The organism is Virgibacillus litoralis, from assembly GCF_017873675.1.
Classification (GTDB): domain Bacteria; phylum Bacillota; class Bacilli; order Bacillales; family Amphibacillaceae; genus Lentibacillus; species Lentibacillus litoralis.
The window spans coordinates 128,455-142,174 of the sequence record NZ_JAGGKK010000003.1 but is presented as its reverse complement, the minus strand read 5'-3'; the positions used below and the strand labels follow the sequence as shown (position 1 = coordinate 142,174).

Annotated in this window: 16 protein-coding genes; 15 read left to right on the top strand and 1 reads right to left on the bottom strand. The window is 37.6% G+C overall.

From position 1 onward, the window contains the following. The first annotated feature begins 10 nt into the window (after nucleotides 1-10). The 4 genes from J2Z82_RS04475 to nagB all read left to right on the top strand — a co-directional run bounded on the left by J2Z82_RS04475 (nucleotide 11) and on the right by nagB (nucleotide 3,203). A complete protein-coding gene (locus J2Z82_RS04475) occupies nucleotides 11-496 on the top strand; it encodes a VanZ family protein (protein ID WP_209479581.1) in 486 nt (161 codons plus the stop codon). A gap of 112 nt (nucleotides 497-608) precedes the next feature. Then, nucleotides 609-758 carry a hypothetical protein gene (locus J2Z82_RS04470; protein ID WP_209479580.1) on the top strand — a complete coding sequence of 50 codons (150 nt, stop codon included), beginning with the start codon at nucleotides 609-611 and terminating at the stop codon, nucleotides 756-758. Between the two features lie 547 nt (nucleotides 759-1,305). Further along, entirely contained in the window at nucleotides 1,306-2,472 is a 1,167-nt protein-coding gene (gene nagA / locus J2Z82_RS04465; RefSeq protein ID WP_209479579.1) for an N-acetylglucosamine-6-phosphate deacetylase, read from the top strand. Between the two features lie 5 nt (nucleotides 2,473-2,477). Then, entirely contained in the window at nucleotides 2,478-3,203 is a 726-nt protein-coding gene (gene nagB, locus J2Z82_RS04460; protein WP_209479578.1) for a glucosamine-6-phosphate deaminase, read from the top strand. Between the two features lie 55 nt (nucleotides 3,204-3,258). Here nagB and J2Z82_RS04455 read toward each other — a convergent pair whose 3' ends face one another. After that, on the bottom strand, nucleotides 3,259-3,891 hold the full coding sequence (locus tag J2Z82_RS04455; RefSeq protein ID WP_209479577.1) for a YigZ family protein: 633 nt from the start codon (nucleotides 3,889-3,891) through the stop codon (nucleotides 3,259-3,261). A gap of 151 nt (nucleotides 3,892-4,042) precedes the next feature. Here J2Z82_RS04455 and J2Z82_RS04450 point away from each other — a divergent pair, with 151 nt between their 5' ends. The 11 genes from J2Z82_RS04450 to J2Z82_RS04400 all read left to right on the top strand — a co-directional run bounded on the left by J2Z82_RS04450 (nucleotide 4,043) and on the right by J2Z82_RS04400 (nucleotide 13,719). Next, a complete protein-coding gene (locus J2Z82_RS04450) occupies nucleotides 4,043-5,182 on the top strand; it encodes a sensor histidine kinase (RefSeq protein ID WP_209479576.1) in 1,140 nt (379 codons plus the stop codon). 138 nt (nucleotides 5,183-5,320) lie between these two features. Continuing rightward, nucleotides 5,321-6,013: a response regulator gene (locus tag J2Z82_RS04445; RefSeq protein ID WP_280922967.1), complete on the top strand. Its 693-nt coding sequence runs from the start codon at nucleotides 5,321-5,323 to the stop codon at nucleotides 6,011-6,013. A gap of 188 nt (nucleotides 6,014-6,201) precedes the next feature. Beyond that, on the top strand, nucleotides 6,202-7,044 hold the full coding sequence (locus tag J2Z82_RS04440) for a DegV family protein (protein WP_209479575.1): 843 nt from the start codon (nucleotides 6,202-6,204) through the stop codon (nucleotides 7,042-7,044). Nucleotides 7,045-7,390: 346 nt separating this feature from the next. After that, the gene (locus J2Z82_RS04435; RefSeq protein ID WP_342453599.1) at nucleotides 7,391-8,506 is read left to right on the top strand and encodes an ATP-dependent helicase ComFA; all 1,116 of its coding nucleotides are present in this window, start codon (nucleotides 7,391-7,393) and stop codon (nucleotides 8,504-8,506) included. A gap of 1 nt (nucleotide 8,507) precedes the next feature. Beyond that, on the top strand, nucleotides 8,508-9,191 hold the full coding sequence (locus J2Z82_RS04430) for a ComF family protein (protein ID WP_209479573.1): 684 nt from the start codon (nucleotides 8,508-8,510) through the stop codon (nucleotides 9,189-9,191). A 35-nt stretch (nucleotides 9,192-9,226) separates the two neighbouring features. Continuing rightward, on the top strand, nucleotides 9,227-9,640 hold the full coding sequence (locus J2Z82_RS04425) for a TIGR03826 family flagellar region protein (protein WP_209479572.1): 414 nt from the start codon (nucleotides 9,227-9,229) through the stop codon (nucleotides 9,638-9,640). A gap of 108 nt (nucleotides 9,641-9,748) precedes the next feature. Continuing rightward, a complete protein-coding gene (flgM, locus tag J2Z82_RS04420; protein ID WP_092491963.1) occupies nucleotides 9,749-10,012 on the top strand; it encodes a flagellar biosynthesis anti-sigma factor FlgM in 264 nt (87 codons plus the stop codon). Nucleotides 10,013-10,029: 17 nt separating this feature from the next. After that, on the top strand, nucleotides 10,030-10,518 hold the full coding sequence (locus J2Z82_RS04415; protein WP_209479571.1) for a flagellar protein FlgN: 489 nt from the start codon (nucleotides 10,030-10,032) through the stop codon (nucleotides 10,516-10,518). Between the two features lie 33 nt (nucleotides 10,519-10,551). Continuing rightward, nucleotides 10,552-12,090, top strand: a complete 1,539-nt coding sequence (flgK, locus tag J2Z82_RS04410; protein WP_209479570.1) for a flagellar hook-associated protein FlgK — start codon at nucleotides 10,552-10,554, stop codon at nucleotides 12,088-12,090. Between the two features lie 10 nt (nucleotides 12,091-12,100). Then, nucleotides 12,101-13,006, top strand: coding sequence for a flagellar hook-associated protein FlgL (flgL, locus tag J2Z82_RS04405; protein ID WP_209479675.1), 906 nt, complete (start codon nucleotides 12,101-12,103; stop codon nucleotides 13,004-13,006). A 140-nt stretch (nucleotides 13,007-13,146) separates the two neighbouring features. Then, entirely contained in the window at nucleotides 13,147-13,719 is a 573-nt protein-coding gene (locus J2Z82_RS04400; RefSeq protein ID WP_209479569.1) for a DUF6470 family protein, read from the top strand. The last annotated feature ends 1 nt before the right edge of the window (nucleotide 13,720 follow it).

The window sequence follows — 13,720 nt, the reverse complement described above, 5'->3', positions numbered from 1 at the left end:
TGAATTTACTATGAAAAAATATTTATATTGGCTGCTTCCAATTAGTTGGATGGGGATAATTTATTATTCCTCAGCACAGCCTTATGAAGACCAGGATGTAAAGCCACTTTTGACAAATACAGTTGATCTATCCTTTTTAACGCCTTTCGTTGATTGGATATCCTTTACCTACCATCATTCCGAGGTAAGTGTAGCAGAGTTGGGGACTGCGGGTTTCATTGAGTTCTTCCTGCGAAAAGGCGCACATGTTGGGGTATTCTTTGTGCTGATGTGTTTATTTTATGTCGCTTTGAATAGAACATGTGATTTGAAGTTCCGTTCACTTATGATAATATCGTTTTGCTTAACAGTTGCATATGCTGGATTAGATGAATTCCATCAAGGATTCACAGCTAATCGAACACCGTATATAAGTGATGTTGTTCTGGATGGAGTCGGTGCTGCAATAGCCGCCCTATGTTTATTGTTGATTAAATGGAAAACAGCCACAAAATAAATCCTGATACGAATAATTTGTAGAAAAAGTCCAGTAGCCGACATTATTCGACAACATAACTGTTTTAAACATGGTATAATAGTCTTGGATTTTGACAAAAGGCGGTATAAAAATGGTAGAGCAGGAACGATATAAGAATATGCTTAAAAGGATGATTGATGAAACAGAGAATTTGAAATTTCAATCATCTGAGGAACTTATTCAGGCGTTAATCAATGAATTAACAAATGGAAAAAAGAATACGAATAAAGTCTCAAATTGAATTTATAAACTACATTGCTATCTTAGCGAATGTAGTTTTTCTTTTAGGGTTGATTCAATTTCATAAAATAAAGCCGTAAATGTGCTAGGCTTGTTGATTTCCGTTGCAGGCTGACGATTTCCCGAGACATGGTTGCGTCTCCTTGTGCTATATCTTTACTTAGCCTTTATATTCTAGCGGACACAGGAGGCCCTATTTCTATAGAAAAGTCCTCTTTTTGAAGTTATTCGGACACAGAAGCCCTTAATTTACATATATCATGGTTAATAGAGGGGATTTGTAACAAATAAGGTCCCAGGTGTCAGCAAAATCTCAAATTTACTCAATATTAATTATAAGAAAACACCTCTCTAATTCGATTACAAATTCATGATGGCGGTTGTACGCTCTGCTGCCATGTTGGTTTTTTAACTGCATAAACGCAACTAATGCAATTCGCCCAAAGACTTGGCGAATGCCAAGTTTTCTAATAGTGGTTGGTTTCTAGACATGTGTGTTGCTAATATGCTACCTTAAAGATTAGCAAATACAAAGGGCTGATGAATTTATGAAGCAATCGTTGTTTATTAAAAATGCCAGCATATATACTGAAACAGAAGGTATTGTTAAGGGTTCAATACTTATAGAGGATAGTAAAATAAAAGGAATACATAATAACGTAAACACAACAACTCCAGAAAATGCGCAAATTATCGATGGACAAGGACTAAATCTTATACCTGGATTTATCGATGGGCATATTCACGGTGCTGCAGGCGCAGACGTGATGGATTCAACTGAGGAAGCGTTGGATACAATGGCAGAAGTTTTACCAAAAGAAGGTACAACCAGTTTTTTAGCAACAACTATTACCCAATCACCTGAAAGTATTGAGGATGCTTTGCGAAATGTGGCGGAATATACATCTAAGCGTGGTCAAGCGGAAGTAATGGGGGTACATCTTGAAGGCCCCTTTATTGAAGAAAGTAAAAAAGGTGCACAGCCACTTGAATATATTATGAAGCCGGATATTGGGCAGTTTAATAAATGGCAACAGTTGTCAGGGGATAAAATTAAAACTATTACACTTGCCCCTGAACATGATGAAGATGGCACATTTATTAGGTCTTTATATGAGTCAGGTGTGAACGTCTCAGCGGGACATACAGGGATCGGTTTTGATGGAATGAAAACAGCGATAACTCATGGGGTTCGTCAGGTAACACATATATGTAATGCAATGACAGGGATACATCATCGTGATATAGGAGTTGTAGGTGCTGCTTTTCGACTGGAAGAATTGCGTGCTGAATTAATTGCTGACGGAATTCATGTAGCACCCGAAATGCTTCAGCTTATCTATTCAAATATAGGAAGTGAACGGTTAATTTTAATTACTGATGCAATGCGCGCAAAATGCTTGCATTCTGGTGCATACGAGTTAGGTGGGCAACCTGTAAATGTAACAGAGGACCGGGCTGTTCTAAGTGATGGGACCCTTGCTGGAAGTATACTGAAAATGTATCAGGGTGCACAACAAATGCTTCAATTAAAGGATGTATCGATTAAAAATGTTATCGAAATGGCTTCTTCAAATCCAGCCAAACAACTAGGCATTTTTGACAAAAAGGGGAGTATTAAAGTTGGGAAGGATGCAGATCTTTTGCTCGTAGATAATAACTTACAAATCAAATATACGATTTGCCGTGGAGAAATTGCGCACGAGGAGGAATAAGCTGAATGGAAATTCTTAAAGTCAGAAATTATGATGAGATGAGCGAGAAGGCTTGTGATTTAATAGTGGAGAAGATAAATAAGCTTGATAATCCTGTATTGGGTCTTGCAACAGGTTCTACACCAGAAGGGATGTACCAGCAGATTATTGATTCATATCAAAGGACCAAGGTTTCATTTACAAAAACGACAACTTTTAACTTAGACGAATATGTTGGTTTACCAGGAGAAAACCCTAACAGTTATCGTTTTTACATGAATGAAAAATTGTTTAAGCATATTGACTTGCCTGACAATCGTGCTTTTTTGCCTGATGGTGATGCCGATGATCTTAAAAAGGAATGTCGGGATTATGAAACATTAATGTATATAGCTGAGTATATTGATGTACAGGTTTTGGGATTAGGGCTAAATGGTCATATTGGATTTAATGAGCCTGGAACTGCTTTTGACAGTCGTACACATATTGTAGAATTAGACGAGACTACCCGTAAAGCAAATGCCCGTTTTTTTGATTCATTGGAAGATGTGCCAAAAAAAGCTATAACGATGGGGATTGAGACAATTATGGAGAGTAAAAAAATACTTCTGTTAGTCTCCGGTGAAAAGAAGGCAGAGGCTGTTTTTAGACTGGTAAATGGAGAAATTTCTGAGGATTTCCCAGCATCTATTTTGCAGAAGCATGAAAATGTCATACTGATTGCAGATGAAGGAGCACTGTCAAAGCTTTGAGACAGTGCTCCTTTTCCACTTAAATACTTAAATACTTAAATAGAGAATAACAGGGCTAAACATCAATCTCCACATATGCTGTTCCTTTTGCTTCAAATGTAGCTTGATTGCTAGTGAGATCAGTAATCCATTCGCGGAAGTTTGTTTCCTCGCCATCACGCACATAAACAATAAATTCTACTTGTTCAAGATAATTAATGGAATCTAAAACATAATCAGAGTTACGTAAAACATTTTCCAGTTTGCCTAGTAATGGGTAACTGACAACAATGGACAGACCTTGCATTAGTTGACGTTCCACTACTCCAGCGGCAGCTATTGCTTGTGATGTAGTACTGCCATATGCCCGGATTAAGCCACCAGCTCCGAGTTTTACGCCACCAAAGTATCTAGTCACAACGATAACGGTGTCCTTTAAGTTCTGTTTCTTTAACACTTCCAGCATAGGTACACCTGCAGTACCGCTAGGCTCACCGTCATCATTGGCCTTTTGAATTTGATTATTCTCACCAACCATGTATGCTGAGCAATTATGGTTTGCGTCATGGTGCTTTTTTTTAATTTCCTGAATAAAGGATTGGGCAGCTTCTTCTGTTTCTACTCGCTTTACATAGCCAATAAAACGTGACTTTTGTATGATTAGTTGATAAATTCCTGCATTTTTTACGGTAAAATAATTCGATAACATCTTGCTTTTAACCTCCTGACAATCCATTATTATAAGTAGGGATATAATTTGACCTATAATTAAAGGATAAACTTTCCTAAAAGTATGCTAAAAGACCCTATTAAAAAAATAATTCATTTCGAATAATTATATCATAGGTTGGTGGGACAAGATGGTTCAAAAAATGGAAGAAAAAGCATTGGATTATGTTATTGATGAAATGATCGATGTTGTTCAAAAAAGTAAAGATGAAATTTTTAACATAAGTGAAGAAGCACGAGGCGAGCATGAAAATTTACTTAGAGAATTAAAAGACACGAAAGAAAAAGTCATCGAGCATATAAATGATGGCGATGCATTGGAACAAAAGGTAAAGTATTCCAGGCAGCGGCTTTCCGAGGTGAGTAAGTACTTTGATCGCCATTCAGAAAGTGAAATACGCGAAGTTTATGAAAACACACACACAATGCAAACAGAGCTTGCAATGTTACGCCAAGAAGAAAAAGGACTACGCGATCGCCGAGATGATCTTGAACGCCGCTTACTTACATTGGATCAAACCATTGAACGTGCTGAAGGATTGGCTAGTAAAATATCAGTTATTCTCACTTATCTAAATGATGATTTTAAACAAGTCAATGAAATGATTGAAGAAGCTAAAGAAAAGCAGGAGTTTGGCCTAAAAATTATTGAGGCCCAAGAAGATGAACGTCGAAAAATATCCAGGGAAATTCACGATGGACCCGCCCAGATGCTGGCAAACATACTGCTCCGTTCAGAGCTAGTGGATCGCACATTTCGTGAAGGAACGGTTGACGATGCATTAAAAGAAATTAAAAGTGTGCGAAAAATGATTCGTTCATCTTTATATGAAGTAAGACGCATTATTTATGATTTGCGCCCAATGGCGTTGGATGACTTAGGACTAATACCTACAATAAAAAAATATGTTGCTACAATTGCTGATTATAATGATACAGAAATCGAGTTTTCATCGATGGGACTTCAAAAAAGATTAAATCAAAAATATGAAATTGCTTTTTTTCGTTTAGTACAGGAATCCATTCAGAATGCCATTAAGCATGCAGATGCTACTTTGATAAAGGTGAAGCTAGAGGTTGGAACCAAGGATTTAGTGATGGTAATTAATGATAACGGTAAAGGCTTTGACCCAGCATTAAAACGAGATAAATCGTTTGGATTAATTGGTATGAGGGAACGTGTTGAAATGTTGAATGGTAAGCTGACAATTAACTCTACAATTGGTGAAGGCACAAAAATTATGATTAAAGTCCCATATGAACTTTCATGAGAAAATTTACTAATTTCTAACTATTCAAGTATAATAGATTTAAACCGATATAAAGATAAAGTACGAAATTAGACTACCATTGAAACGTAATAGGGTATAGATAAATAAATAGCTATTAATCTAGGAGGAACAAAATCGATGAATATGAAACAAACAAAAATTGTATTAATTGATGACCACAAATTATTTCGTGAAGGTGTAAAGCGAATCCTTGAATTTGAACAATCATTTGAGGTTGTTGCAGAGGGTGATGATGGTCTTGTTGCTTCTTCTTTAGTTAGAGAACACAGTCCTGATGTTGTATTGATGGATATCAACATGCCTACAATGAATGGTGTACAGGCAACTGCAGATCTCGTAAGACATTTTCCAAACACGAATGTTATTATACTTTCGATTCATGATGATGAAAGCTATGTAACGCATGCATTGAAAACAGGTGCACAAGGATATTTACTGAAGGAAATGGACTCAGATTCGTTAATCGAAGCTATAAAAGTAGTTAGTGAAGGGGGTTCCTATCTTCATCCGAAAGTGACCCACAACCTGGTTCAGGAATATCGTCGTCTAGCTCAGGAAAATGTTTCTAATGTGGCAGAAAACGCTATTGAGTATCATAAACCGCTTCATCTGCTTACAAGACGAGAATGTGAAGTATTGCAGCTTCTTGCAGACGGGAAAAGTAATCGAGCTGTTGCCGAAACATTATACATTAGTGAAAAGACGGTCAAAAACCACGTCAGCAATATTCTGCAGAAAATGAGCGTGAATGACCGAACGCAGGCAGTTGTATCAGCAATTCGCAAAGGCTGGGTAGAAGTACAATATTAGTATTTGTTCCTTTAAATTTTGATAGGTATTCTGTACTCTGTTGCTTTTATAGTAACAGAGTATTTTTTTGGCAAATAAGAAAGTATAAATCCTTTCTTAGTGCATAAGTGCATATATTTCTGGTGCAAAATTATTTTTCTTCATGTAAAATAAATTATAGTACAAGTGAGAAGAGGAGAAGGTAGACAATGAAAGTCGCTGTAATGACTGATAGTACGGCATATATATCTGATCCGCAGAAAGATCAGCATAATATTCATGTCGTCCCGTTAAGTGTCATGTTTGAAAATACAACGTATCGTGAGTCAATTGATATTACAACAAAGGAATTTTACCAGAAGGTCAAGGAATCGGAGAGCTTACCAAAAACCTCACAGCCCTCAATCGGTGCAATTGCAGATAAATTTGAAGAGCTTGCAAAGGATTACGATGCAGTTATAGCCATCCATTTATCAAGTGGAATTAGTGGAACATACCAAACTGTTGTCAGTGGCGGAGAGATGGCTGAAGGGATAGAGGTTTATCCGTTTGATTCCGAACTCAGTGCGATGGCACAGGGTTTTTATGTGCTGGAAGCAGCAGAAATGGCTGAGGCAGGAAAAGAACCAAATGAAATTATCAATCGCCTCGAAGAAATTAAACAAAGTATTCGAGCATATTTTATGGTAGATGATTTAAGTCATTTGCAGCGAGGCGGTCGTTTAAATGGTGCCCAAGCAATTGTTGGAAGTTTATTGCAGGTTAAACCAGTTCTTCATTTTGTTGATAAAAAGATTGTTCCTTTTGAAAAAATCCGCACACGAAAAAAGGCATTAAATCGAATCATTGGTATGCTTGAGGATGATGCTAAGCAAGGCAAAAACCTAAAGGTAGCCTTCATACACGCTAATGATGTGCAGACCGCAATTGATTTAAAAAATAGTGTAGATTCCATGTATCCAAATATTGACAGTTCGATTAGCCACTTCGGACCTGTAATTGGCACACATCTTGGTGAAGGTGCCGTTGGCGTTAGCTGGTATAAGAAATAATAATTTTTTCATAGCTGCCAGTCCCCCTGACTGGTATGCTCTTAATCCTCTTAATCCTCTGAAGAAGGAGAGTTAGTCCATGCCTTACAACCCCGACAAAGAAATTATCAGCCACTATTCAGGAAAACTTTTATTAAGAAGAGAAATCCCAATAGATGAAGCCACATTTAAGCAACTTCTTCATAATTCTTTTTTTACACCAAGGTCTTCGATTAATAAGAAATTTCACCAATATCAGTGTCAGCGATGTGGTAACTACAAACGGTCTTTATTTGGTAGCATACCTTGTAACAAATGCGATAAAACACATTTATATTGCCGAAAGTGCATTGAAATGGGACGCGTCATGGAATGTGAGCCGCTATATGAATGGACTGGTCCAAAGGTTGAATGGCCTGCTCATAAGAATGCATGTACATGGAATGGAGAACTCACGGAAGCACAGCAAAAGGCTGCTGACCGTATTACAGAAGCAATTTTCAATAAAGAGAAGGAATTACTTGTATGGGCTGTTTGTGGTGCAGGTAAGACAGAAATGCTTTTTCCAGGAATTGCTGAATCATTAAAACGCGGTAAGCGTATTTGTATCGCTACACCACGAACAGACGTCGTACGTGAATTGCTGCCAAGGCTACGTGAAGCCTTTTCGGGTATTTATATCCAAGGTCTTTATGGAGGCAGCCGGGATATGGATGGGGCTGCTCAATTCGTAATTGCAACAACACACCAGTTGTTACGCTTTAAGAATGCGTTTGATGTCATTATTATTGATGAGATTGATGCTTTTCCATACCATGCTGATAAATCTCTTTCGTATGCTGCTAATCGTTCAAAAAGAGAAGATTCGAACACGACCATTTATTTAACAGCTACTCCGCGACAGAAACATCAACTTCAAATTGCCCGCAAGAAGCTCCAACATATTTTCGTACCAAGTCGTTTTCATGGCTATCCATTGCCAGTACCTGCTTTTCATATGTGCAATTCCTTGCAAAAGGATATGAAAAGTTTCCAGCCTCCAAAATCTTTTTTAAAATGGTATACTCACCGGAAAACTCCAGAACACCAATTATTAATCTTTGTTCCATCAATTATACTCGCAGAAAATTTGTGCAAGAACCTTCGACAAATACTACAAGATGACAATGTAGTCGCTGTTCATGCATCTGACAGTAATCGTGAAGAAAAAATCCAGCAATTTAGAAATAAAAAAATTAGGGTTTTAGTTACAACAACTATTTTGGAACGTGGTGTGACCTTTCCAGCAGTTGATGTAGTCGTATTTGATGCGGGGCATTCAGTTTTTGATGAGGCAGCACTAGTTCAAATAGCAGGAAGAGCGGGAAGAAGTCCAAAGGATCCGACAGGGGAAGTGGTCTTTTTTCATAATGGTAAAACAGAAGCAATGGTACAAGCGGTCCGTTCCATTAAAACGATGAACAAACGGGGAGGGTTTCGGTAAGATGAATTGTCTGTGGTGTGATGCTGAAATTATTCCCGAAGCTAATTGGGAAAACCTGTTAATTTTATCCAAACCGAAGAATTTATGTTCAGATTGTGAGAAGGAGTTCTCTGTATTAGAAGGAAAACGATGCAGAAAATGCAGCCGTAAAAGTGAAGAATCTTTATGTCAAGATTGTAAAAGATGGAACGAGCTTTGCGATAATGATGATCCACTTGTATTAAATTTCTCCGTTTTTCATTATAACGAGCAGATGCAGGATATGATCTCAAGGTGGAAGTATCGCGGGGATTACTGCCTTGGTAATTCTTTTAAAAGGTATTATACAAAAGCGTTCGACCAGGAATTCAGTTATTTACCAAAGGACATAATTGCTGTTCCTATCCCTTTAAGCAATGAACGTATGAAGGAGCGGGGGTTTAACCAGTCACTGCAGCTCGCACGTTTCTTGCCATTAAAAACTTGCGAATTGCTTACCCGTGAACATGGTGAAAAACAATCCAAGAAAACACGAAAAGAACGTATTTCTACATTGAATCCATTTAAAATAACCAAAACTATAAACAAACCAGTCATACTTACCGATGATATATATACAACGGGGTCTACGTTGCGTCATGCGGCATCACTATTAAAGGAGAAGGGGTGCCCGGCAATTTATGCCCTGACACTAGTTCGTGGATAGCGGATAGTGTTAATATATAATAAGGGGGAGTTACAATGGCTGAACTAGCAAATTGCTCTCGCTGCCAGGCAGTTTTTGTGAAAACAATTCGAGATGTTTGTCAATCATGCTATAAAGAAGAAGAAAGAGCATTTGAAACAGTATACCGTTTTTTAAGTATACGGAAAAACAGAGAAGCAACTATGATGGAGATTGTGAAGGCTACAGAGGTAAATCAAAATCTTATTATTAAATTCATTAAAGAAAAGCGATTGCGGACATCACAGTTCCCAAAATTAGCCTATCCATGTGAACGATGTGGCGTCGATATAATTCATGGAAGATTGTGCGGCGATTGTTCTGATGATATTAAAAATGGTTTGGAGTACTATGATAAAATGGAAAGCCAAGCAAAAGAAAAGGAAGAAAGAACAAATATTTACTATACATATGAAAACCGTAAAAAATAATCGCATATAGCTTTAAAAAATATAAAATCAGCCGATATAAAAAGTAAGATATAAATATACATGAAATGATAATATAATGAATTGTAACGGAAAAAATGAGGTGATTTAATGAAAATTAATGGGCCAAATCAAACAAATTTTAACCCATATAAAAATCAACTGCAAAAGCAGATGGACTACTCTAAAGATATCAATAAAAAAGATCAGCTCGAAATTTCAAATCAAGCTAAGGAAATGCTTCAAAATGAGAAACCAAGTGAGAAACGTGCTGCATATGTTCAGAACATTAAAGATGCAGTAGATGCTGGAGAATATCAAGTCAATCATGAGAAAACAGCACAGAAAATGGTTGATTTCTGGTCGAAGCAATAGTAAAGGAGGACATCAAATTGTCCGTTCAACCGATAATACAATCATTGGAAAAATTGATTGGTCTGCATGAATCACTCCTTGAGATTTCTAAACAGAAAACAGCTGTTGTGAAAGAGGGATCTGTCGAGAGTCTGCAACCGCTTCTTTTGAAAGAGCGCAAACACGTACAAGCATTGGAACAAGCTGAGGTTAAGCGTCAGAAGGAAGTTGAGGCATGGGTTGCCCAGCACAATGCTAATCTGGAAAATGCAACAATCACAGGTATTCTTGAGATTATAAATGATGAGCAAACTAAAAATGAATTGGAAGAAATAACAATCACGCTAACTAAGACAATAACTGAATTAAAACAGCAGGAACAACTGAATCAATCGCTAATCCAGCAATCAATGCAATTTGTCGAACTATCGCTCAACATGATGAAACCCTCTATTCGTAATATGAACTACGGTGGAAACAAATCATCTGATTCTGCAGAGCGTTCTGTTTTCGATTCAAAAGCATAATCAGGAGCGGATAACGATCGGAGGGAGTAAGCAATGAGTACTTTTCATGGGTTAGAAATGGCTAAGCAAGCTTTATCTGCACAGCAATCAGCACTATATACAACTGGACACAATATTTCCAATGCAAATACAGAAGGGTATTCCAGACAGCGTGTGAATTTTGAGACGACATCACCATTTCCGGCTGCTTCAAGGAATCGCCCGGAGATACCTGGCCAAATGGGTACAGGGGTGGAAGCAGGATCGGTACAACGGGTTCGAAATCAATTTTTGGATTATCAATATCGTGCAGAAAATAGCAAATCCCATTATTGGGATACAAAAGCAGATGCTCTTAGTAAAATGGAAGGCCTGCTGAATGAACCATCTGAGAATGGATTGAATAAAACAATGGACAAGTTTTGGCAATCACTTCAGGATTTATCAGTTAACCCGGAAAATACCGGGGCACGATCTGTTGTCGCACAAAGAGGGCTTGCAGTAGCAGAAACCTTTAATTATATGTCTGACTCATTAGGATCGATGCGAACTGATTTAAAGGATCAAATTGATGTTAAAGTAAAAGACGCGAACTCTATATCTGACCAGATCAATTCATTGAATAAACAAATTAAGAATATAGAGACACACGGTTCCTTGGCAAATGATCTTTATGATGAGCGTGACCGTTTAGTTGACGAATTATCTGGAATCGTTAATATCGAGGTATCCTATTCAAAAAGCAGTGATAGCGCTCTTGATACTGCAGATGGATTAGCAACTATTAAACTTGCAGATGAAAGTGGCAAATCACTGGGTTCAACGCTGGTTAATGGTGATTTATCACAAGGTGATCTGGGTTTTAATGAAATAAACGTCAAGGTAACAGATGATGCTGTTGAATCAATTAGTGCTGATGGTAAAACCTATACAGCAACAGAGTTCACTTCACAAGGTTCCCTTAAAGGGTTTATTGAATCCTATGGTTTTACGGATGGCGTAGATGGTGCAGGCAATGCTGTTGTTAAAGGTGTATACCCTGATATGCTGGCAGATTTGGATAAAATGGCTAAAGCACTTGCCGATAAATTTAACGATGTTCATAATGATGGTGCGAATTTAAATGGTGAACAGGGTACCGCTCAATTTTTTCAAAATGCGGATGATGAAACTGCTGCAAATATAACAGCAGGAAATATCACCGTGAGTGAAACGATATTGAATAATCCGGATGAAATAGCTGCTAGTAATGGTGGTGGTTCTGGAAATGGTGAAAATGCTTCCGATTTAGCTGATATATTTGATGCAGAAAATGGCGATCTAGATAATGCTTCTGTTAGAAGTTACTATGAATCTATTATTGGTGATATGGGAGTAAACGCTCAAAAAGCAAATAGTATGGTAGAAAACTCTGAAATTCTAAGATCCCAAGTAGAAGATCAACGAATGTCGGTTAGTTCTGTTTCATTGGATGAAGAAATGAGTAACATGATTAAGTTCCAGCATGCGTATAGCGCAGCTGCACGAAGTATGACAGCTGTAGATGAAATGATTGATCGTGTTATTAATAATATGGGATTAGTAGGAAGGTAGGTAAGTATTGATGCGAATTACACAAGGTATGCTTTCGAATAATATGCTCAATAACTTGTCGAATAGTTATTCCAAAATGAATACGTATATGAATCAGTTATCTACAGGTAAAAAAATCAACCGACCCTCTGATGATCCTGTAATTGCGATGAAGGGAATGGGTTATCGGACAGAGTTAAAGGAAGTTGAGCAATTTAAACGGAACACAAACGAGGTCCACAATTGGATGGACAACTCAGATGCTGCATTAGATAAAACAACTCAGGCATTGCAAAAGTTACGGGAATTAGCTGTTCAGGCAAGTAATGATACATATGATGATGGACAACGCGAAAACATTATGGAAGAGGCAGAACAGTTAAAGGAGCATCTCGCTGATATTGCTAATACCCAGGTCAATGGTAAATATATTTTTAATGGGACGTCTACTGATACAAAGCCTGTTACCATTAACGAGAACGGTGATATTACAAAAATTGCGATTAATTCAGATCCAGTTATGATTGAAGTTGCAAATGGGACTAAATTACAAGCAAATGTTGATGCTGGAAGTGTATTTGCTGGAGACCCAGATAGTACTGGTGATCTGTTTGGTGAAATCGACACATTTATTAATGCGCTTGCTGATGGTAAAGATCAATCTGCAATTGAAGCTAATATTAAAGCCCTTGATGCAAATATCGATAATGTCGTTAATGCCCGTGCAGACCTTGGTGCCCGAATGAACAGATTAGAATTAGTGGAAAATCGGTTAAGCGAGCAAGAAGTGATCGCTACCAAAACAATGTCTGAAAACGAAGATATCGACTATGAGAAAGTAATTACTAAACTTACATCACAGGAAAGTATACATCGCGCTGCCTTATCAGCTGGATCCAGAATAATACAACCAACTTTAATGGATTTTTTACGCTAATTAATCAGCAAGCCCTGGCCTTTATGGTACAGGGCTTTATTAACAGTAAAGAAAGTATAAATACCTTTAAACTGTATAAGTGCAACGAAGGCTTGGCGATAAGTCAAGTTTTCTAAAATACTAGCCAAGGATTGATGGATATGGAACTACCACAAATACGAATGGAGTCGCAAATGGCACGGTTACAAATTCAACAAACAGCTGGTAAACAGGAAATCCAGCAGCCAAAGGCTCAAATTTCAATTCAACAGCCTAAAGCGGAAATTTCCATGAGGACGACACCCTCCAAGTTAAGCATTGATCAGACACAAGCCTGGGAGGATATGGGTCTAATGCATATTTCTAAGCGAATAGAAAAGTTTGCAAATGACGGGCGCCGTGAATTGCTAGAAGGAATTGCTCGGAGGGTCCAACAAGGTGCAGAGCTTATGAAGATAGAGAATAACGGTAATCCCATTGTTAATCAGGCAACAACAAATGCACATGACCAAATGAAGCAATTAGGCATTAAATTTATTCCATCACATTTTGCTGTTAAAATTGATTATCAGCCATCTGAAGTAAAAATTGATACAGTAGTAAATCAGCCTATTATCGATAATAAACCACAAAAGCCGATAATCAATTACCAGCCTGGAGAAGTATCAACAAGTATGAAGCAATATCAGGATCTGCAAATAGATTTTATTAACCTATTCTCTGAATCTGTTTAGG